21 protein-coding genes are annotated in these 20,604 nt (G+C 62.6%); 13 read left to right on the forward strand and 8 right to left on the reverse strand.

Annotation, left to right across the window (positions count from 1 at the left end; all coding sequences use genetic code 11):
- Nucleotides 1-147: 147 nt before the first annotated feature.
- The 3 genes from fdhD to KP001_RS04935 all read left to right on the forward strand — a co-directional run bounded on the left by fdhD (nt 148) and on the right by KP001_RS04935 (nt 2,433).
- On the forward strand, nt 148-1,548 hold the full coding sequence (gene fdhD, locus KP001_RS04925) for a formate dehydrogenase accessory sulfurtransferase FdhD (RefSeq protein WP_217288453.1): 1,401 nt from the start codon (nt 148-150) through the stop codon (nt 1,546-1,548).
- A 73-nt stretch (nt 1,549-1,621) separates the two neighbouring features.
- A complete protein-coding gene (gene tatA, locus KP001_RS04930) occupies nt 1,622-1,795 on the forward strand; it encodes a twin-arginine translocase TatA/TatE family subunit (RefSeq protein WP_129126225.1) in 174 nt (57 codons plus the stop codon).
- A 176-nt stretch (nt 1,796-1,971) separates the two neighbouring features.
- Nucleotides 1,972-2,433 (forward strand): bacteriohemerythrin, encoded by a 462-nt coding sequence (locus tag KP001_RS04935; RefSeq protein WP_217288454.1) that lies wholly within the window; start codon nt 1,972-1,974, stop codon nt 2,431-2,433.
- Between the two features lie 173 nt (nt 2,434-2,606).
- Here the strand turns inward: KP001_RS04935 and KP001_RS04940 are convergent, their stop codons facing one another.
- Entirely contained in the window at nt 2,607-3,362 is a 756-nt protein-coding gene (locus KP001_RS04940) for an SDR family oxidoreductase (RefSeq protein WP_217288455.1), read from the reverse strand.
- Between the two features lie 278 nt (nt 3,363-3,640).
- Between KP001_RS04940 and KP001_RS04945 the strand changes: the two genes are divergently transcribed.
- The 4 genes from KP001_RS04945 (at nt 3,641) to pdhA (ending at nt 7,831) form a co-directional block, all read left to right on the forward strand.
- Nucleotides 3,641-4,498 carry a DUF302 domain-containing protein gene (locus KP001_RS04945; RefSeq protein WP_217288456.1) on the forward strand — a complete coding sequence of 286 codons (858 nt, stop codon included), beginning with the start codon at nt 3,641-3,643 and terminating at the stop codon, nt 4,496-4,498.
- A gap of 4 nt (nt 4,499-4,502) precedes the next feature.
- A complete protein-coding gene (locus KP001_RS04950; RefSeq protein ID WP_217288457.1) occupies nt 4,503-4,856 on the forward strand; it encodes a DUF488 domain-containing protein in 354 nt (117 codons plus the stop codon).
- 67 nt (nt 4,857-4,923) lie between these two features.
- The gene (locus KP001_RS04955) at nt 4,924-6,861 is read left to right on the forward strand and encodes an aconitate hydratase (protein WP_217288458.1); all 1,938 of its coding nucleotides are present in this window, start codon (nt 4,924-4,926) and stop codon (nt 6,859-6,861) included.
- The gene (gene pdhA, locus KP001_RS04960) at nt 6,854-7,831 is read left to right on the forward strand and encodes a pyruvate dehydrogenase (acetyl-transferring) E1 component subunit alpha (RefSeq protein WP_217288459.1); all 978 of its coding nucleotides are present in this window, start codon (nt 6,854-6,856) and stop codon (nt 7,829-7,831) included. Before KP001_RS04955 ends, pdhA begins: the two co-directional genes overlap by 8 nt.
- 118 nt (nt 7,832-7,949) lie before the next feature.
- Here the strand turns inward: pdhA and KP001_RS04965 are convergent, their stop codons facing one another.
- The 3 genes from KP001_RS04965 to KP001_RS04975 form a co-directional block, all read right to left on the reverse strand.
- A complete protein-coding gene (locus tag KP001_RS04965; RefSeq protein ID WP_217288460.1) occupies nt 7,950-9,683 on the reverse strand; it encodes a cation:proton antiporter in 1,734 nt (577 codons plus the stop codon).
- A complete protein-coding gene (gene secF, locus KP001_RS04970; RefSeq protein ID WP_217288461.1) occupies nt 9,683-10,645 on the reverse strand; it encodes a protein translocase subunit SecF in 963 nt (320 codons plus the stop codon). The genes KP001_RS04965 and secF overlap by 1 nt, the downstream gene beginning before the upstream one ends.
- A gap of 259 nt (nt 10,646-10,904) precedes the next feature.
- On the reverse strand, nt 10,905-11,240 hold the full coding sequence (locus KP001_RS04975) for a hypothetical protein (protein ID WP_217288462.1): 336 nt from the start codon (nt 11,238-11,240) through the stop codon (nt 10,905-10,907).
- A 199-nt stretch (nt 11,241-11,439) separates the two neighbouring features.
- On the opposite strand from KP001_RS04975, the gene KP001_RS04980 reads away from it, so the two are divergent.
- From KP001_RS04980 to KP001_RS04990, 3 genes are all read left to right on the forward strand, one after another.
- A complete protein-coding gene (locus KP001_RS04980; RefSeq protein WP_217288463.1) occupies nt 11,440-12,426 on the forward strand; it encodes an alpha-ketoacid dehydrogenase subunit beta in 987 nt (328 codons plus the stop codon).
- 9 nt (nt 12,427-12,435) lie between these two features.
- Nucleotides 12,436-13,983, forward strand: coding sequence for a dihydrolipoamide acetyltransferase family protein (locus tag KP001_RS04985; protein ID WP_217288464.1), 1,548 nt, complete (start codon nt 12,436-12,438; stop codon nt 13,981-13,983).
- 253 nt (nt 13,984-14,236) lie between these two features.
- Nucleotides 14,237-14,632 (forward strand): response regulator, encoded by a 396-nt coding sequence (locus tag KP001_RS04990; protein ID WP_216802204.1) that lies wholly within the window; start codon nt 14,237-14,239, stop codon nt 14,630-14,632.
- Between the two features lie 64 nt (nt 14,633-14,696).
- Here the strand turns inward: KP001_RS04990 and KP001_RS04995 are convergent, their stop codons facing one another.
- Complete coding sequence (locus tag KP001_RS04995; protein WP_217288465.1) at nt 14,697-16,316, reverse strand: methyl-accepting chemotaxis protein; 1,620 nt, start codon at nt 16,314-16,316, stop codon at nt 14,697-14,699.
- A 226-nt stretch (nt 16,317-16,542) separates the two neighbouring features.
- On the opposite strand from KP001_RS04995, the gene KP001_RS05000 reads away from it, so the two are divergent.
- Entirely contained in the window at nt 16,543-16,965 is a 423-nt protein-coding gene (locus KP001_RS05000; protein WP_217288466.1) for a PaaI family thioesterase, read from the forward strand.
- Nucleotides 16,966-17,090: 125 nt separating this feature from the next.
- On the opposite strand, the gene KP001_RS05005 is transcribed toward KP001_RS05000, so the two are convergent.
- Entirely contained in the window at nt 17,091-18,128 is a 1,038-nt protein-coding gene (locus KP001_RS05005) for a rhomboid family intramembrane serine protease (RefSeq protein WP_217288467.1), read from the reverse strand.
- A 257-nt stretch (nt 18,129-18,385) separates the two neighbouring features.
- Here KP001_RS05005 and KP001_RS05010 point away from each other — a divergent pair, with 257 nt between their 5' ends.
- Nucleotides 18,386-18,829, forward strand: coding sequence for a pyridoxamine 5'-phosphate oxidase family protein (locus KP001_RS05010; protein ID WP_239027895.1), 444 nt, complete (start codon nt 18,386-18,388; stop codon nt 18,827-18,829).
- A 20-nt stretch (nt 18,830-18,849) separates the two neighbouring features.
- Here the strand turns inward: KP001_RS05010 and KP001_RS05015 are convergent, their stop codons facing one another.
- Both KP001_RS05015 and KP001_RS05020 read right to left on the reverse strand, forming a co-directional pair.
- Nucleotides 18,850-19,035: a putative signal transducing protein gene (locus KP001_RS05015; protein WP_367620599.1), complete on the reverse strand. Its 186-nt coding sequence runs from the start codon at nt 19,033-19,035 to the stop codon at nt 18,850-18,852.
- Nucleotides 19,036-19,058: 23 nt separating this feature from the next.
- Nucleotides 19,059-19,568 carry a DoxX family protein gene (locus KP001_RS05020; RefSeq protein WP_217288468.1) on the reverse strand — a complete coding sequence of 170 codons (510 nt, stop codon included), beginning with the start codon at nt 19,566-19,568 and terminating at the stop codon, nt 19,059-19,061.
- A 475-nt stretch (nt 19,569-20,043) separates the two neighbouring features.
- Between KP001_RS05020 and KP001_RS05025 the strand changes: the two genes are divergently transcribed.
- The gene (locus KP001_RS05025) at nt 20,044-20,400 is read left to right on the forward strand and encodes a response regulator (RefSeq protein WP_217288469.1); all 357 of its coding nucleotides are present in this window, start codon (nt 20,044-20,046) and stop codon (nt 20,398-20,400) included.
- Nucleotides 20,401-20,604 lie beyond the last annotated feature (204 nt).

Below are 20,604 nucleotides of genomic sequence, written 5' to 3' on the forward strand. Positions count from 1 at the left end.
TTGCAGCAACCGTTTGAATCTTACGCAGTAACAGCTTAGAAGTACGAGGAAACCCTCCCGTAGTCCCCTCTCCCGCACACGGCGGGGGAGGGGCAGGGCGGGGGACGGCAACAGCTTTGAGCCAGATCAGATTCAAGGAGTCCGCAGGTGGCAACTATTTACAGTTTCAAGAAGGGCGTCATGGAGCAGGTGGAAGGCGGGGTGGTGAACGAGTATCCCCTGCAGCTGGTGGTGAACGGGCGCGAGATGGCGACCCTGATCGCTTCCCCCCACGACCTCCGTTTCCTGGTTGCCGGTTTCCTGCGCCTGCAGGGCTTCGTCACCAAAGTCGAAGACTTCCTTGCGCTGGCCATCTGCCAGGACTTCGGCGCCGCGAGCGTCACCATCCGCGGCGAACTCCCCGAGCGCCTGAAGCCGGTGCTCACCTCCGGCTGCGGCACCGGGATCAGCTTCAATATGCCGGAACCGGTCCAGAAGTGCGGTCCCTCCCGGGTGCACGCGCCCGAGACCATCTTCGCCCTGATGAACCAGCTGGCGCAGAAGTGCGAAGGGTACCAAAACCACGGCGGGATGCACTCCGCGGGGGTCGGGAGCGACACGCTGCTCCTGCATGCCGAGGACATCGGCCGCCACAATACCATTGACAGAATCGCCGGCGAGGCGCTCCTGAAGGGGATCTCGCTGGCTGGAACCATACTGGTCACCTCGGGGCGCGTCTCCACCGAACTGGTCGCCAAGGCGTCGCTTCTGGGGATCGACCTGATCGCCTCGCGTACCTCGCCCACCGACATGGCGGTGAAGATGGCCGAGGAGGCCGGCATCACCCTGGTGGGGTACGTGCGGGCCGACAGCTTCAAGGTCTACACCCATCCCGAGGCCATCATCACCTCCGGTCCGGAGAAGATCGCCGGCGTCACCGGCGTGATCCTGGCCGGCGGCGCATCCAGCCGCATGGGGAGCAACAAGGCGCTCCTGCCGCACAAGGGGGGGCGCTTCATCGAGAGCATCTACCGGGAACTCTCGGAGATCTTCCCGGAAGTGATCCTGGTGACCAACGCCCCGGAACAGTACCAGTTCCTGCCCTGCCGCAAGGTGGCCGACCTCTACCCGGGCATGGGCGCGCTGGCAGGAATCCACGCCGGGCTCGCCCAGGCCAGCACCCCGAGCGTCTTCACCGTCGCCTGCGACATGCCGCATCTCGATCCGGCCCTGATCAGGCACATCGCCGGGCGCCGCGGCGGCTGCGACCTGGTGCTCCCCAGGAGCGAACACGGCTACGAGCCACTGCACGCCGTGTACAACAAGAGTGCCCTGGCCGCCATGGAACAGTGCCTGGAGCAGGGGAAGCGGCGCATCGTCTCCATCCTGCCCAGCCTGAAGGTGAACGAGATACCCGCCGGCGAGGTGGCGGGCTTCGATCCCGACTTCGACTCCTTCAGTAACATCAACACCCCGCAGGAATACTACGAATTGAGAAACGGCGACAAGGCGAGGCCGGGCATCGAGAACCTCCCTGCCGCAGAGGAAGCACACCAAGCGCAGGCCTAGCCCAGGGGGCGGCCTGAACCAAGAGGCGTCAACGCAACAACTCCCCGGCGCGGGAGTTCAAAGGAGAAGGTAAATGTTTGGATTCGGTATGCCGGAAATGATCATCGTGCTCGTGATAGCCCTCGTGGTTGTCGGCCCGGCCAAGTTGCCCCAGCTCGGGCAGGCATTGGGGAGCAGCATCAAGAACTTCAAGAAGGCTTCCGCCGGCGAGGACGTGGTCCAGCTGAACGAGGAGAAAAAGGCCTAGCTTCGGCAGGGCCCGTCAATACTTTCAAAGCCCTGGGCGATCCCGGGGCTTTTTTTTTAACGAAAGTTCTCAAGGAAGTGGGACTTGCTGCCGATGTAAGCGACAGCCGGTTGAAAAAACCGGTTCTGCGGTTTCGGCGGCACTTGCAGCTGCCGTGGGGTACAAGGAGACGGGAAATGTTGACGCAGTGGCACGAGGACATGGCGACGGGGAGCGAGGCGGTGGACAAGCAGCACAGGGAGCTGCTGCGCCGCGTCGACGACCTGCTCAAGGGGGCCAAGAGCAGGAAGGGCGCCGAAGAGATCGGCAGGTTGATGTGGTTTCTCAAGAAGTACGTGCGGTGGCACTTTCGTGACGAGGAGAAGCTGATGCTGGAGGCTGGGTACCCCGGCTACCAGTCCCACAAGGTGCAGCACGAGATCTTTTTCAGGGAGGTGCTCCGCCTGGAGTCGCTGCACGCCGAGCAGGGGGACAACACCCTGATGATCGTGGCGGTCATCACCGCCATGTGCGAGTGGCTCCGCTCCCACTTCAACAAGCTGGACAAGGAGTTCATCGACTTCTTGAAGGACACCGGCCAGAACGGCAACGGAAATGGCGGTAATGGCGAGAGTCCCGGGGAGAACGGGGAGCAGTAGCCGTCGGTTGGCGGCGTGAGAGGCTCGTAGCAAGAAAGGGGGGCGCCGGTCTATGGCGCTCCCCTTTTTCGTGTCCAGGACGGGAATTCCATGAGGGGCCTGGTTCCCCTCCCGTCAAGGGAGGGGGAGGGGACCCCGAATGCCTGCAGCCTTTGATGTCAGGGGGCGCGTCGTCACGAGCGATGCACCGCCAGGGGTCCCCAGGCCTGGTGCACCGACATCACCTCGACGCTATTTATATTCACTCGCGCCGGAACCGAAGCGACCCATAGCACGATGTCGGCGATGTCCTCCGGCCGCAGCGGCTCGCTACCGGTGTACACCCGCTGAGCCTTGTCGTCGTCCCCCTTGAAGCGGACCTGGGAGAATTCGGTTTCCGCCATGCCCGGCTCGATGTTGGTGACCCGGACGGCGGTCCCCAACAGGTCGGCGCGCAGGTTCCTGGAAAACTGCTGCACGAAGGCCTTGGTGGCGCCGTAGACGTTGCCGCCGGGGTAGGGCCAGCTTCCGGCCACGGAGCCGATATTCACGATGTGGCCGCGGTTGCGGGCCACCATGCCGGGAAGGATGGCACGGGTGCAGTACATCACCCCTTTGACGTTGGTATCCACCATGGTTTCCCAATCCTGAAGCACCGCCTGGTGCGCGGGCTCCAGCCCCAGGGCGAGTCCCGCGTTGTTGACCAGCAGGTCCACTTCAGCGTACTCCTGCGGCAGGCCGGCGCAGGCGGCGGCCACGGCGTCTCCGTCGCGCACGTCCAGCGCCAGCGTGTGAACCCTGGTCTTCCCGGCCAGTTCCCGCCCCAGTGCCTGCAGCTTCTCTTCGCGCCGGGCGGTGAGTACCAGCTTCCAGCCATGTTCTGCCAGCGCCCGCGCGCAAGCGGCGCCAAATCCCGACGATGCTCCAGTTATCAGGGCACACTTTCCCATCCTCAAATCCTCCTGGCGTCTATTGGGCTTTTCCCGGCGCTATCTTAGATGAGATCGGCGCGCAAGACAAGCCACGGCTTGCCCACCTCGTGCGGCGGCGCCTTTCCCTCCGCCGCAAGCACCGTGGCGGGTACTGACCGTCGATAGATTCCCATGAAAAAACCGCAGCTTTTCGTTGCTGCCCCTGAACAATCGGGTAAAGTATTCAAGTTGTTTCGCAGGAGGGATACAATATCTAATGAACCCTTCGGGGACAGAGCGAGCGGGAGGTGCACGCCATGCGCAAAATCTCTCATAGCTGCGAAGTACATGCCGCACTCGACACCGTATGGAATCTTCTCATTGAAAAGATGGAACAGCCGCATTCGTACCTGCCCGGGGTGACGCAGTCGCGTACCCTGCAGCACTACGGCAACGGTCTGCTGCGAGAAATAAGGGGGGAGGGGCTCCTGATCACGGAGAAGGTGGTGCTCGACAAGGTGCACGGGGAGGTGCGCTACTTCCTCATGGAACATCCGCTGTTCACCGGCCGCGTCGTGAACAGGGTGGTGCCGTCCTCCGTGCAAAACCCGGTGGCCCCGCAAGTGTTGACCATAGAGGTCGAGTGGGTACCCAAGGATGATCAGGCCGAGCGCATGATTCGCAGCGATCTCCCTGAACAGATTCAAAGAGAGGTGATGAGCTTGAAAGAAAAAGCAGAAGCCCTTGAAGCGCAGGAGGCGAAGCCCCTGACCACTCCCTATGCCTTTGGTATAACCATGGCGCTCCCCTTTGCCGACGCCCTCCCCAGGGTGCACCAGGAACTGCAGAAGGAGGGGTTTGGTGTCCTGTTCGAGATCGACGTGAAGCACAAGTTCAAGGAAAAGCTCGATAAAGAGTTCCGCAACTACCACATCCTCGGGGCCTGCAACCCCGGGTTGGCCTACCAGGCCTTCGGTGTCGAGATAAACATAGGGACGCTGCTCCCCTGCAACGTCGCGGTCTACTCCGCGAGCGAGTCCCGCACCGTGGTGATGGTGATGGATCCGGTTGCCGGGCTGTCACTGGTAGGAAACAGCCAGCTGAACGAGCTTTCCATCACGGTGAAGCAGAGCCTGCAGCGGGTCATGGCGGGACTGCACCCGTTCACGGCCTGAAGCCATGATCCGCCTGAAGAGGATATACGAGGATCCGGCAGCGCAGGACGGGGTGCGCGTGCTGGTGGACCGGCTCTGGCCCCGGGGGATTTCCAAGGACAAGGCGCAGCTGGACCGCTGGGAGAAGGAACTTGCCCCCTCCGATGAACTGCGGCGTTGGTTTGGGCACGATCCGGAAAAATGGATCGGGTTCCGGGAGCGCTATCGCAAGGAACTGGAGGGACAGGGGGCGCTCCTAGCAGAGCTTGCGGAGCTTTCAGCACGCGGCACGCTGACCCTTCTTTATGCGGCAAAGGACGAAGAACATAACAACGCGGTCGTACTGAAGGAACTGATGGAGGACTCCAGCATCGGCTGATCAGGGGGGCAGGCACCTGCGGAGCCAGTCCCCTGCCGCGGCAAGCCCGCGGTTTTAGGAGGCTAGGATGGGAGACAATCTGGCTAGAAAGATATTGAAGGAGCACCTGGTGGAAGGGGAATTGGTGCCGGGGAGCGAGATAGCGATCCGGATCGACCAGACCCTCTTGCAGGACGCGACCGGCACCATGGCCATGCTCGAGTTCATGGCGACCGGTCTCCCCCGGGTCAAGGTCGGGCTGGCGGCGCAGTACGTCGACCACAACCTTTTGCAGACCGACAACAAGAACGCCGACGACCACGCATTCCTCGCCAGCGCTGCGCAGAAGTTCGGGGTAAATCTCTCAAAGCCGGGTAACGGCGTCTCGCACCAGGTGCACCTGGAGCGTTTCGGCGTCCCCGGCACCACGCTCCTTGGCGCCGACTCGCACACTCCGACGGCGGCGGGGATGGGGCAGCTCGCTATCGGGGCCGGCGGGCTGGACGTCGCGCTCGCCATGGCGGGGTATCCCTTTCACCTCACCTGCCCGAAGATCTGGGGTGTGAAGCTCACCGGGCGGCTGCAGCCCTGGGTCTCGGGGAAGGACGTGATCCTGGAGATGCTCAGGCGCCACACGGTGAAGGGTGGGGTGGGAAAGATAATTGAATATTACGGGCCGGGTGTCGCCACCCTTTCGGCAACCGACCGCGCCACCATCGGCAACATGGGTGCGGAGCTTGGGGCGACCAGCACGGTCTTTCCCAGTGACGAGAACACCCGCGCCTTCCTGGAAGCGCAGGGGCGCGGCGGGGTCTGGCGCGAACTGTCGGCCGACCCGGACGCCGGCTATGACGAGTACGACGAGATCGACCTGTCCCAGGTGGTGCCGCTGATCGCCTGCCCCTCCTCGCCGGACAACGTGGTGCCGGTCTCCGAGATCGAGGGGCTCAAGGTGGACCAGGTCATCGTCGGGAGCTCGGTGAACTCCTCGTTCCGCGACCTGATGACCGTATGCCGCATCCTCGAGGGGCGCCGCATCGCCCCGGGGCTCGCCTTCCACATCAACCCCGGCAGTCGCCAGGTGCTCGAAAACGTGGTGGCACGCGGCGGATTCATGATGCTGCTCCTGGCCGGCGGGCAGGTGCACCAGCCCGGGTGCCTCGGCTGCATCGGCATGGGGCAGGCCCCCGGCACCAACCAGGTCTCCCTGCGCACCTTCCCGCGCAACTTCCCGGGACGAAGCGGCACCAAGGAGGACCGGGTCTACCTCTGCTCGCCGGAGACCGCTGCAGCGGCCGGCGTGTTCGGCGTGGTGACCGATCCGCGCAAACTCTCGGAGCTGCTCCCGTGGCCCGACGTGAAGAACCCGGACCGCTATCTGGTGGACGACTCCGGCATCCAGGCGGCGCCTGACGACGGCGCTTCGGTCGAGATCGTGACCGGCCCGAACATCGTCCCTTTCCCGGAGTTCCCGGCGCTTCCGGACCGGCTCGACGTGGAGGTCATCATCAAGGTGGGAGACAACATCTCCACCGACACCATCATGCCGGCGGGGAACAAGGTGCTCCCGTTCCGCAGCAACATCCCGGCGATCAGCAAGTTCGTTTTCGAGCAGGCGGATCCGGAGTTCGCGGCGCGGGCGGCGGAAAAGGGGGACGGCGCCGTGGTGGGGGGCGAAAACTACGGCCAGGGCTCATCGCGTGAGCACGCCGCCCTCGCGCCACGCTTCCTGGGCATCAGGGTGAAGATCGCCAAGAGCTTCGCCAGGATCCACCGCTCAAACCTCATCAACTTCGGTATCGTGCCGTTGGTGTTCAAGGACCCGGCCGACTACGACCGCATCAAGCAGGGGGATCGCATCAGCATCCCGCGGTTGCGCGAACTTGTCAGCAGCGGCGCCACCGAGATCCCTATTGATGTTGGCGGCACCGGGATGACGACTCTCTTGCACGCCTCTGAACGCGAGCGCCGTGAGCTCGTTGCCGGCGGGCTGCTCAATTCTGTGAAGGAGGAGAATCATGGCTGAAACCCTGAGGGAGCTGCTTTCCGAGGAGGAACTGCTCGGCTTCTATGAGCAGATGGTGCTCTGCCGTGAGTTCGAGGAGAGCTGCGCCGAGCAGTACTCGAAGGGGCATATCACCGGGTTCCTGCACCTGTACTCTGGGCAGGAGGCGGTCGCCGTCGGCGCCACGGCGGGGCTGCAGCAAAAGGACTACATCCTTTCCGCCTACCGTGACCATGCCCAGGCCATCGTCCGCGGCGCCGAGCCCAAAAAGGTGATGGCGGAGCTCTTCGGCAAGGCAACCGGGCTTTGCAAGGGAAAGGGGGGCTCCATGCATCTCTTCTCACCGGAGCTCAACTTCATGGGGGGATATGCCATCGTCGGCGGCCAGTTCCCCATCGCCACGGGGCTTGCCTGGGCGAGCCAGCTCCTCGAAGAGGACCGGGTCACCGCCTGCTTCTTTGGCGACGGCTCCATGAACCAGGGAACCTTCCACGAGTCGCTCAACTGGTCGCGTCTTTGGGACCTTCCGGTGCTTTTCATCTGCGAGAACAACTTCTACGGTATCGGCACCGAGGTGCATCGCGCCTCCGCCCAGGCGGCGCTGCACCGGCGCACCTGCGGCTACGACATCCCCAGCGAAAAGGTGGACGGCATGGATGCGATCGCCATGTACCAGGCCACCAAGCGGGCCGCCGAGTGGGTGCGGGAGCGGCAGCGCCCCTACTTCATCGAGGCGGTCACCTACCGCTTCCGCGGGCACTCCATGTCCGACCCCGCCAAGTACCGGAGCTCCGCGGAAACGGACGTCTGGAAAAGCCGGGACCCGATCATAAATCTTTCGCGCCGGCTCATGGAGGAGGGTATAGCGACCCAGGAGCAGTTCGATGAGGTCACCAAACGCTGCCTGGCCCAGGTAGAGGAAAGCGTCCGGTTCGCCGAGGAGTCTCCCTGGCCCGAGGACGCCGAGGTATGGGAGGATATCTACGTTTGATGTCGATCCGATGGCGCCCCAACGGGGCGCCATCTCATCCTTGCCAATCACGCAACTCTGCCATCTCCTTGGCAGCTTTTCCCCGTCCCTCAGCGACCAGCACAGGCGCATCCCCGGCTTACTGACCGATCGTTGCCAACTCCGCCCTGACCCGGTCACGCTGCCGGTCGATCTGCTCATCGGTCGCCCCCAGTCCGCGCAGCATATGCTCGGTCATGTTGAGGGCGATCTCTCCTTCCCCAGAAAACACGGCGTTGGCTCCGGCACGGTACAGTGTCGGCATGTCCCTGAGGTAGCTGGTCCGGGCCAGAATGCGTAACTGCGGGTTCAGCTGCCGTGCCAGCCGGATAACCTCTTCCTCGCCCTGCATCCCCGCCGAGGTCAGCACCAGCGCCACGGCCTGTTCCAGCCCGGCTGCCTCGAGGGTTTCCCTGAGGTTGGCATCGCCGTAAAGCGCGCCTATCCCTTCCTGTTGCAGTTGCCGCACCGTGTGCAGGTTCATCTCCACGACGAACGGTTCGATGCCGTTTTCAGTGAGCAGACGCGCCAGGGTTTTTCCGGTGGGGCCGTAACCAACGACGATGGCGCGATCGCTGCTGGAGGAGGTGGTGCCGTCCGCGTGGGCCCCCGTGTAATCCGGGCGGGAGCGCGCCTCCAGCCACTGCCACAACCGTGTCCCTTTCGCTTGCCGCTCGAAAAACGGGATGCAGCGGTACAGAAGGGGGTTCAGGCTGATGGAGATGATGGCCGCGGCGACGAGGGTGTTGGCACCACTTTTCTCCAACACCCCCAGGTCCCTGCCGACCGACGCCAGTATGAAGGAAAACTCCCCGATCTGTGCCAGGGCTAAGGCCACAGAGAGGGCGACCCGTGGTGCGTAGCCAAGGCCAAGCATGATGGCCACGGCGGCCAGAGGCTTACCGATGACGATGATGGCGAGGACGATGAGCACGAGGCCAGGTTGCTGCATTAGGTGGGCAGGGTCGAACAGCATTCCGACAGAGACGAAGAAGAGTACGGCAAAGGCATCCCGCATCGGCAGCGCCTCGGTTGCCGCTCGGAAGCTGAAGTCGGATTGTTTCACCACCATTCCTGCCAGGAAAGCGCCCAGCGCCATGGAGACGCCGAAGAACTTGGCCGACGCCACGGCGATGCCTAGGGCGAGCACCAGCACGGTCAGGGTGAAGAGTTCGCGGGAGTGCGTTTCCGCCACGTGTTCCAGAATGCGCGGGATCACCTTGCCCCCCCCCCAGAAGGTGACGACGATCAGCAGGCCGATCTTCAACAATGCCAGACCGATTGCGGCAGGGAGGTTGCCGCCACTTGTCGCCTGCGGTCCGAAGAGTACCGGCAGGATTACCAGCAAAAAGACGGTCAGCAGATCCTCGACTACGAGCCAGCCGACAGCGATGTGCCCGGCGGGGGTGTGCAGTTCATTGTTGTCGACCAGCACCCGTAACAGCACCACGGTGCTCGCCACCGACACGGCCAGACCGAAGATGATGCCCGCGGGCCAACTCCAGCCCATTCCGACCGCCACCACTGCGCTCAACAGGGTCGCCACCGCGCTCTGGCCCAGTGCCCCGGGAACCGCGGCGCGCTTTACCTGCAGCAGTTCCTTGAAGTGGAACTGGAGGCCTACGCCGAACATCAGCAGAATCACGCCGATTTCCGCGAACTGCTCGGCCATGTGCCGGTCCGCCACGAACCCCGGCGTGTAGGGCCCCACGGCGATTCCGGCCAGCAGGAAGCCCACAATGGAAGACAGACCGATCCGGTGCGCCAGGTATCCAAAGCACAGGGCGGCGACGAAGCCGCCGGTCACGGTCATGATAAGGCTGAGATCGTGCATCAGGTTCTCCTTTGATCCCCATCGCTCTCCGGCGCCCCGGCTGTTTCGGCGCGGGCCTGCCTCTTGGCCTCGTCCCTTCGCTCCAGTTGCAAAACGATTGGGCTCGCGATGAAGATTGATGAATAGGTCGCAATCACGATGCCGGCAACGAGGGCCAGTGCGAAATCGCCTATGGCTTCGCCCCCGAAAAGATACAAGGATATGGCGGCCAGAAAGGTGGTGAGCGAGGTAATGATAGTTCTCGGCAGTACTTCGTTGATGCTCCGGTTGAAGAGTTCCCCTTTTGCTTCCAGGACCGACTTGTTCAGATTCTCTCTGATACGGTCGAAGATCACTACTGTGTCAGTCAAAGAATACCCGGCGATGGTCAGGATGGCAGTTATGAAAAGAAGGTTGACCTCCTTGTCGAGGAGATAGAACAGGGCGATCATGGCCAGAACGTCGTGCAACGTGGCCGCTACGGCTCCTATTCCGAAGTTGAAGTCGAAGCGCCATGCGATGTAGAAAACGATGCCGACCATGGAAAGTGCTACTGCCTGTAGCGTATCTTTCTTGAGCTTGTCGCCGATGGAAGGGCCTACTTCGTTTGAGCTCTCCACCACGAACGCGTTGTCTGGGAATTCCGCCCTCAGCCTGCCGGTTATGCTGTCCGCCACGTTGAGTGAATCAGTACCTGATTTTCCGACCTTGATCAGTAACCGGTTGCCGCCGCTGATCTCCTGGAGATTGACCTCCTTGTGCAGTTCTGCCGACAAAGCCTTGTGCACCTTATCCTGCTGGACGGGACGGGTGAAGGCCACCTGGACGGAGGTGCCGCCGGAGAAGTCGATCCCCATGTTGGCCCTGTTGGTTGCGATCTGGAGCGCTCCGAAGAGGCCGATGATAGTGATAAGCGCGGAGACGGCAAAACTCAACGTGCGCTTTCCGATGAAATCTATTTGGGTGTTGCTGATAATTTGCATGGTCATAGCTCCCTGATGCCGGGTTATCCCCGGCTCTGTCTTTGGGGGGACGGCTGTCGTTCGCCGAAGCTGTCGGTCCGGCGACGGGCATGGTGCGCTCAGGTGGGAAGAAGGCGCACGACGGCGCTGGAGTGTGCACGGGAGTGCAGCTCCGCCTGAGCGGACCTGTGACAGGCTGGCGAACCCTCGTCGCTAGTTGGCGCGCCGGGTGACGGGCCTGTCGTCTAACGGGCCGGATGAATGACGATAGAGTGGGACGCTAAGCGGGAGGAGCCCGGGCAGGGGAGGTGCTGCGATCAGCGGAGGTGAAGGCGAGGGTGGCAAGAGATGATACGGTGTGACTGCCGAGGATGACCGGCACCTTGGGCGGGGCTTCCGCCAAGACGGCCAGGGGAAAAGCGTGCGCAGTTTTGGTCGACTGGCTCCCCTTGGCGGAGTGCAGCAGGCAGGCGTCGTGTGAGCTCTGAGTCAGGTGTTTGGCGGACAGCAGGGGGGTGTCGCACGGGTTGGGTACGATGATCCCTTGCGAGACAAAGAAGACCGCGACGGCCAGAACCAACGCCAGCAGGTTTATTTTGGATGTCGAGCGTTCCATGGCCGATTTCATACCCGCGACCCTACCGTACTTGCATTGCTGTTGCAAGAATTTTACGCTCACCGTTGTGTAGACATGATCCCTGGACTGGAACTGTCTGAATTTGATCTCACCCTCGTTGTTTTCATTTAATGCTTTGCTAGTATTGGTACCTTGTACTGCGGAAAGTAACGATCACCTGCGCTAACGGAGACGACGTATGGCTGAAATGACCTATCGTGACGCCATCAACCTGGCGCTCAAGGAAGAGATGCGGCGCGACAAGACCGTCGTGACCTACGGCGAGGATGTGGCTCTCTACGAGGGGGCCTTCAAGGTGACCCGGGGACTTCTGTCGGAGTTCGGGGAACTGCGGGTTCGCGACTGCCCCATTTCCGAGAACACCATCGTGGGCGTCGCGGTCGGCGCCGCCATGGGTGGAGTGCGGCCGGTGGCGGAGCTGATGACGGTGAATTTCGCTCTGCTCGCCATGGACCAGATCGTGAACCACATGGCCAAGGTGCGCTACATGTTCGGCGGGCAGACCAAGGTTCCCATGGTGATCCGGATGCCGGGAGGCGGGGGGAGCCAACTCGGCGCCCAGCACTCGCAGAGCCTGGAAAGCTACTTCATGCACTGTCCGGGAATGCTGGTTGCCTATCCTGCGACCCCTGCCGACGCCAAGGGGCTTTTGAAGAGTTCCATCCGCGACGACAACCCGGTCATCTACCTGGAGCACGAACTACTCTACAACAGCAAGGGGGAGGTCCCGGAAGACCCGGAGTTCCTGGTCCCCTTCGGCAAGGCTGCCGTGACGAGGGAGGGGGACCAGGTGACCCTGGTGGGTTATGGACGGATGGCCATCCTGGCGCTGCAGGCCGCCCAGCAGCTGGAAAAGGACGGGATCTCCTGCGAGGTGATCGACCTGCGCACGCTGGTGCCGCTTGACATGGAGACGGTGCTCGCCTCGGTACGCAAGACCGGCCGCGCCCTCGTGATCGAGGAGTGCTGGAAAAGCGCCGGCCTTGGCGGCGACATCGCCTCCCGCATCTACGAGGGATGCTTCGACACCCTGCTCGCGCCGGTCCGCCGCATCTCCGGGCTCGACGTGCCAATGCCCTATTCCCGGAAGATCGAAAAACTCTGCATCCCGCAGGCCGAAGGGATCGTGCAGGGGGTACGCGACCTTCTTAACGAATCGTACTGAGGAGCCGCCATGAACGAGATCGTCATGCCTAAGCTGTCCGACACCATGACCGAGGGGAGACTGGTCTCTTGGAAAAAGCGGGTCGGGGACGAGGTGCGCCGCGGTGAGGTGATCGCCGAGGTGGAGACGGACAAGGCCAACATGGAGCTTGAGGCCTACGCACCGGGGGTGCTGCTGGAGATCAGGGTGCAGTCAGGCGAAATGGTGCCAGTGGGGACGGTGATCGCCGTGGTTGGCAAGGCGGGGGAAAAGGCTGGGGGTGCAGATGGCGCTTCCGCCGGAGCAGAGCCCCCACCGGCGGAAGCGGTGCAGCCGGAAAGAGGCGGCGAGGAGCCGGCGGGCGAACCCCAGGCGCAGGCGGAACAGGGAGCGGCGGAAACCGTTTCGGCTCAGGGGGGTGAGGCGCCGCGCGTGGCGTCGACAGGCGGAGAGGAGGGGGGCGCCCCTAGAGCTGAACCGGCCCAGGCTGCGGATCTGGCCCTCGGAGAAGGCGAAAAACAGGCTCCGGCTGCACCACCGCGTCCGGGAGATGAAAAGACCCAGCCGGTAAGCGAATCTACCGGCGCACCCCGGCAGTACATCCAGACCAGGGCTCCCTATTCCGGCGGGCCGGCTCAGGAAACGGCGCCCGCCGGGAGGGAGCGGGCCGCACCGGTCGTCCGCCGCCGTGCCCGCGAACTTGGGATCGACTTGGGCCAGGTCCGCGGCACCGGTCCCGATGGGCGCATCCTGCTTCAGGACCTGGAGGGGGAAGGGGGCAAGCCGTTGGAAGCCGCCGAGGCGGCGCGTCCGGCCCAGCCCCTGGCGCAACCCCAGGCGCAGGCGGCTCAACCCCAGGTTGAGGCGGTGCCGGCTGAGGACAAGGCCAAGGGGCCGAGGCTGGTGCAGGAGGTGAAGGCGATGTCCAGGCTCAGGGCGGCGGTGGCCAAGACCGTCGCGGATTCCTGGGCGCACATCCCGCACTTCACCGTGACCATGGACATAGCCATGGACGAGGCGGAATCGGTCCGGCGCCAGTTGAAACAGGGGGGGATGCGGATCACGGTCAACGACCTCATCGTCAAGGCGGTTGCGCTCGCGCTGGTGAAGTTCCCCCAGCTGAACGCGAGCTTCGCCCAGGAGGGGCTGCAGTTCCACGGTGAAGTGAACGTCAGCCTGGCGGTAGGGGTGCCGGAGGGGGTGCTCATGCCGGTGATCCATGGGTGTCAGGATCTTTCGCTACCTGCGATCGCGCAGGAGGCCGACCGGCTGGTGCAGCTGGCGAGATCGGGCGCCCTGACCGAGCAGGAGATGAATGGTGGGACCTTCTCCGTCTCCAACCTCGGTATGTTTCAGGTCAGCAGCTTCAGCGCGGTCATTCCCCCTTCCCAGGGGGGCGTGCTTGCGGTCGGGGCGGTGGTGGACGTCCCGGTGCTGCGCTCAGGCGTGCTGGCGAACTCCAAAATGATGAAGGTCACCCTCTCCGCGGACCACCGCGTGGTCGATGGCGCCTACGCTGCGCAGTTCCTCGTTGAGTTGAGGGGGGTGCTGGAGAATCCGGTACGCCTGCTCATGTGACAGAAAAGGGGGGCAGGCTCTTGCCTGCCCCGCATTCCCTCCACCCCTTCGTTTTTCCCTCCGCACTACCTCCCGGTCCGCCTCTTCCCGCACTCCGCCGGGCGCGTGCCACAAACCTCCCCCCCCAATATTTTCATTATCGCGCTAAAGAATGGTTTCCATGAGCCGATAGGAAAAAGTGCCACAGGACTGGACGCTCCCGAAGGGAAGTGCCTGACGGCATGAACACCACACCAAAAACTGGGGGAGAGCTATGAAGTGCTTGATAGTAGATGACGAGGCTTTTTGCCGTGACTTTGTCGCCACTTTGCTGAGCGCGACCGCGGACTGTCACCAGGCCAGTAGCGGCATGGAGGCTCTCGAAAAATATAACGCGGCGCTGGCAACCGACGAGCCCTTCGACCTGGTGATCATGGACATCATGATGCCGGGAATGAGCGGTCACGATGCGGCCAAGGCGATCAGGCACATCGAGAAGGAGCAGAAGCCTGCCAAGCGCGTGAATATCGTCATGTTGACCGCGCTGAACTCGTCCAACGACGCCATGGAGTCCTTCTGCAACGCGCAGTCGGCGGCCTACCTGGTGAAGCCGGTTTCCAAGGAAGGGCTCTTTAACGTGCTGTCGAAGCTCGGGCTGATGAAGCGGTAACTGCACGTAAAATAGTCGGGACTGCGGTTGCCCACGGGGGGCGGCCGCAGCCTCCTGTTTCCACCTATGCCACCTTGAACTGGGTCACCAGCGTGCCCAGATCGTCCGACAGGCTGGCCAGTTCCGCCGCTGCCATGGACGAATCATGGGACCCCTGGACGGTGAGCTGCACGACCTCGGAGATCCTGGTGATGTTGCCGGTGATCTCGCTGATGGTGGCGGTCTGCTCCTCCGCCGCCGTCGCGATCTGGTTCACCTGCATGCTGACCGCGTTGATCTGATCCAGTATCTCCTGCAGCGCGGCGCCCGACTTGGCTGCTTCCTGAGTCCCCTGCTGCACCTCGCGCACCCCTTCCTCCATCGCCAGTACCGCCCCCTTCGTTTCCCCTTGAATCGCCTTGATCATCTCGCCGATTTCCCGCGTCGCCTTCGTCGTGCGCTCAGCCAGTGCGCGGACCTCGTCGGCAACCACCGCGAAGCCGCGCCCCTGCTCCCCGGCCCGGGCCGCCTCAATGGCCGCGTTGAGCGCCAGGAGGTTGGTCTGGTCCGCGATGTCCTCGATGGTGCCCACGATGGCGCCGATCTGGTCCGAACGCTCACCGAGGCTTTCCACGGTGCGGGAGGTCGCGTTGACCCGGTCGGCGATCCGGTTCATTACCTCGACCGTCTGTGCCACCACCTGAGCCCCTGTTTCCGCGGCGCTGCTGGCCTGCTTGGAGTTTCTCGCCGCTTCGTGACAGTTGAGGGCGATCTCGTTGGAGGTCGCGGACATCTGCTCGCTTGCTGTGGCTACCGTCTGGGCCTGGCATGCGACCTGCTCAGCGCCGCTGGCCATCTGCTCTGAACTGCGCTGCAGCAGGCTCGAGGAGGCGGCGATGCCGCTGGCGATGTCACTGGTTCGCGTCACTACATCCCGCAGATGCTGCAGCATGCTGCCGATCGCGGTCATGAGCCGCCCGGTTTCCGCTGAGTCCTCACCCGTGACCTTGGCGGTCAGGTCCCGCTGCGCGATCCGCCCGGCGGTGGCTACGGCCAGTTGCATGGGGCGGGTGACGCAGCCGTCTAGCCAGAACGCTGCGGCGAACGCGCTCCCCAGCGAGGCGAGCAGCAGGACAATGATGGCCATTTTTGCACTACGCGCGGTCCCTGGAGCCTGCGCGCCCGCTGATGCCTGCCCCGCGAACGCGGCGGATAGCTGTGTGAGCGCCTCCTGGATCTCCCCGCGTCTCGCCTGCACCTCCCGAAGCGCCTGGAGGGCCTGTTCCTTGTCCCCCTGGCTCGCAAGCCGCAAGGCCCTGCCGCGTGCGGACTGGCCGGCGGCAAGCTTCGCGGTAAGGGCCTGGTACAGGGCCTTTTCCTTGTCGGTCGCCAGCGTCGCTGTCAGCTTTCCAATCTGGTCCGTCACGGCTTTTTCAGAGGCCGCTCCGGCGTTCAGTTCCACACGGGCTGCCGCGAGACCTCCGGTGGCCATAGCCTCGGCAAGGCGCTGGCGGGCGCCCGCGTTCGCGGAACTGATCTCGGCGATGGTCCTCATCTGCCCGATCTGCCTGTCAGCTAGGCTTCGTGCGCTCCTGTCCACAGTGGACATGCCATAAAAAGCGGTCATTGCAAGAATTAGCGACACCGCGCTAGTGATGCCAAAGCCGACGAGGAGCTTCACCCTGAGGTTCCAGTTCGTGCGCATTGGTTGCCTCCCTTGAACTGCCAGCTTGTCGCTTAAAATTAAAACAAATTCACAGTATAAGGTGGTATGCGGGCGTGTCAAGGCGGCCGGGGAGGAGCTTCGGACGTGCTGCCGAAAGGTGAGCCTGTTCCAGCAAGAGGTGTCATTTGTCTTTGCAGCCGACTCCCCGTGTGTTAGGTTGCGCCAACAGGTCCGGCCTGAAACGAAGGTAGGGGAGGTGTCCATCGTGGACGAGAAACTGAAAGAGGCGATCTTCCGGCAGGTTGAGCAGGAACCCTTCGCGAAGGCGTTGAAGATGGAGCTGGTGCAGCTCGATGATGGTTTTTCCGCCGTCGAAATGGCTTACGAGGCAGGGGTGATGAACAACATGTTCGGGCGCGCCCACGGCGGCGCGATCTTCTCCCTCATCGACGAGGCCTTTGAAACCGTCTGCCAGACCGTCGGCAGCGTCACCGTTGCCCTCAACGTGGCGGTGAATTTCGTGGCGAGTCCTGAGGCCGGAGCGGTGCTCAGGGCGGAGGCGCGGGAGGTGAACAGCACCAAAAAAACGGCCACCTATGACATAAAGGTGCATGACCAGAACGGAGTGCTGATCGCGGTCTGTCATGCTCTGGCATATCGCACCGGGAAGCCGCTTCCTTTTCTCTGAGTGAATCCTCGGCAGCGAGTGAGACTGACAGGGCGGCGTCAACCGGCAGCGACAGCAAACCCCGCTCCCGATGTACGAACAATCCGCCCCTGTTCACGTGCCATGGGCGTGACCCCGACGGGTACTCAGCCTGACTGGGCGATAGCGAGCCACCAGGCGTAAACGACCACAGAGGCGCTGGCCAGCGCGAGCAGGGCGTTGGCAAGACGTCCCGGCCTGCCCACATACCCCACCAGCAGTTCAGCGACGAATCCGAACAGGCAACCGAACAAGAAGCCGAAGAGGTGCGCACCCAGGTCGGTCCTTTCCCCTTCGGTGCCCAAAAGCACCAGCAGCGACAACGCCGCCGCGATGGGAAGCGGCCAGCGCCTGCGCAGGTGGTGCCGGTAGCGCGTCATGGTGACCGCCCCCAGGATCCCCACCGCGCCGAACACCGCCGTCGAGGCCCCGACCGAAGTGTGACTGGGGAGCTGGATGTAGGCGTTGGCCAGATTGCCGCAGACGCCGGAGGCGAGGAGCAGGGTCCAGGCGAGCCCGGAGCCCAGGTCGCGGCAGAGGTAGACGATGAAGACCCCGCCGATGGCGAGGTTGCTGACCAGGTGCAGTGCGTCGGCGTGCAGGGTAAGGGCCGTCACCAGGCGCCACCATTCCCCCTTGAGGATGAGGCCGGCATGGGCGTTGCCGATGTCGATCCAGTCGACAGGGTAGTGCCCCAGGACCTTCAGGTCCAGGCTGGTCAGGTTGTGAAAGGTGGCCAGCAGGATCAGGATGGAAAGGGTAGGGAGGGTGTTCTCCTTCATCGGGTGCACCGTCGGCAGGAACGGTGGCCAGTTGCGGTTCTCCTCCACGTAGAGGTTCAGCTCCCGGCAGGCTGCCTCGTAGTTCTCCGGGGCGACCCAGATCTGCCATCCGCGCGGTCCCGGCTCCAGGCGGGACTCGATGTAGCGTGACTCCAGCACCAGCGCCCACAGGCGTGCCTGGCGCAGGGAAAGCTTGCGTCCCCGCTCCTCGACCCGCCAGACCGGAACGATGCGCCAATCGTCCCGCGGCTCTACGCTGTGGTCCTCATCCCCGGTCATGCCGGGCAGTATGTCAGATCCTTCACGCTCAGTCACCAACAAAGGAGAGCCGCAGCTGCAGGTTCTTTCGTCTTGTCGCTCCATCCAAACTTCACCTGCAGCCGGGCCGCACAGCGGCCAGACCCCTTCCTTGACTATTTATCACCCGGTGCTACAAGAACGTAGTGCTGACGGACGGTTAAATCAAGGGGGGCTGGCAGAAAGATTCATCCCAAGGAGAAACGAGGATGAGATCCAGGGTCAGGCTGACTAAAGCGGCGGTCCCACAAGCGCCTCTTGCTGCAGGCTGCGGCGCATCCGCCTGCAGGAACCGGCATCCTTCACGCAGGTGGCCGATCAGGATGCGCTGGCATCGTCGGCTTATCCGCATCGGCAAGAGGAGGTATGTCAACATGATCAGTGAAAAGATAAGGGATTTGGCAGAGCGGGCGGGGCATGCCTTCGTTGCCACCTGTGATACCGGTGGTCACCCGCACCTCGCGGCGGGGAGGGGCGTCGCGCTGTTCGAGCCGAACCGGCTGGTGTTCGAGTCCTGGTTCTGCCCCACCACCATGAAGAACCTGCAGGACAACCCCCACGTCTCGGTCGTGATCGCCGATGAAGCGGGAAACGGCTATCAGTTCGTGGGGAAGGTGGAGAAGTCGACGGACACGGCCTTGCTGAACGGATATATCCCTGAGCTCGAGCCTGCCGGATTACCGCAGGTGCAATGGAGGCTCGAGATCAGGGTGGAAGGCGTGATGGCGTTTACAGCTGATGCTCATTCGGACCGTCCGCTGGGGTAGGGTGCGGACGCATTGGATCGTCACTTCGTTTTGAGGAGCAGTTCCTCTGCCCTTGGCAGATCTTCCTCCGCCACCTCGATTTCTCCGGTTACATCATCCCGCGTGAGACCGGTCACGAAATACTCGATCCCGCCCTGCTTAAGCACAGCCTCGACGCGGGCCAGTTCGGCCTCGCTCTTGGCATCGTAGAATTTCACCATGGTCATATCCTCCTTGTCTCAGGTGCGCCTCACAGGTTGGAGGGGGGCTGTACGGTCAGTTCCGCCTCTCTTGCCGCGCGTTCGCGGCTGATCCTGCTGCGCGGGCTTTCCAGGGCGCGGTCGATGGACCAGCGGCCTGCGCCCCAGATGATGAGGTTTATCGCCACCGTAATCGCCAGAAGCTGAAACTCCACACCCGGCGAGAGTTGCTTGCCGCTCCAGGTGGTCAAAAAGCCGTTGCCGTAGTCCAGGACACCCAAGGACGCCAGCATGACGACTATGACGGCAGAAGCTGCGATTCTTACATACGCTCCGATCAACAATGCGATCCCTCCGAAAAACTGGGTCATGATGATCAGGACGGCGAACATCTTAGGCACCATAAGCTGCGTCGTCATCACAGACATCGCGTGCTCAAATCCCAGCCCTCCAAACCATCCTAGCAGATTTTGGGCGCCGTGAAGAAACATCACGAGGCCCAGCCCCACTCTCAGTACGGTCCCTTTCCAGCTGTCGTTGGTGAGCAATATCCTTTCCATGATCCGTCCTCCTTTGAGTTGTCCCGTTGTTTGCCAGGTTGGTTCAACACCGTGCGTCGGCAGGTAGTGCCTCTGAAATTTGGCTTAGCAAATTCTAATCACATCGTCCGCAAAAGCAAGAGTCGCGTGGTGCGCTGCCGCTTGGGGGATTTCACCCGATGTCCTACGCCATTTCGCGCGGCATTGCGCTGGATTCGGCGTAAAGGCCGGGCCAGTAGCAGCGCAGGCTCCGTCATTACGCAGGCGCGCCCGTTTCCGCTTCCCGGCCCAGGATTAAAATTTGGGAAAAGGCGCACGGAAATGGGCAAAGATTTCCCGAAGTTGGCGGGGGGAGTGCGTTTCGTGGTTTCTAATAAATGAGGTTCTGCCCCCGAGATGTGCGAAGTTTGCACAATGTGGGCACGTTTTCGGCAGATAAATCGTCAAATGCCGGCGGGACAGAGGCACCACTGGATTCATTGTATTGGGGTGTGAAATGAAGAGAAGGGTCCTCATAGTTGATGATGTTGAAGACATCAGGCAGATGCTCCGTTTCATGGTGGAGAGGGAAGGACACACCATCGTCGCCGAGGCCACCAACGGCATCGAGGCGGTGGAAAAGTACCGCGAGCATCGCCCCGATGTCACCATTATGGACATCGACATGCCGCTGATGACCGGCGTGGAGGCGGCACGCGAGATCCGCGACATGGGGGGGAGCGCGCGGATCGTCTTTTGCAGCGGGGGGCTCTCCAAATTCGAGACTCCTCCCCAGGAGCTGCGCAGTGAAGGAAGCACCTTCTTGCGGAAACCGTTTTTGCCCGCACAGCTGTACCAGGCACTGGCGGCCTGACACCCGGGTTTTAAGTGATGTACCCATGGTTTGTGATGCAATGCTCTGTATCCGTTTGAATGCCTGCTATGCGATGTAGTGTGATGCTTTGATGTGATGTGGTGAATGCAATGTTCCTTTAAATGTTACCTGTTGTTTTTGCTTGATGGAGACCGGGAAGTTTTTGATGTTATGGCCGTTACGGCCCCGAATGTGATCTGATAA

The organism is Geomonas subterranea, from assembly GCF_019063845.1.
Classification (GTDB): domain Bacteria; phylum Desulfobacterota; class Desulfuromonadia; order Geobacterales; family Geobacteraceae; genus Geomonas; species Geomonas subterranea.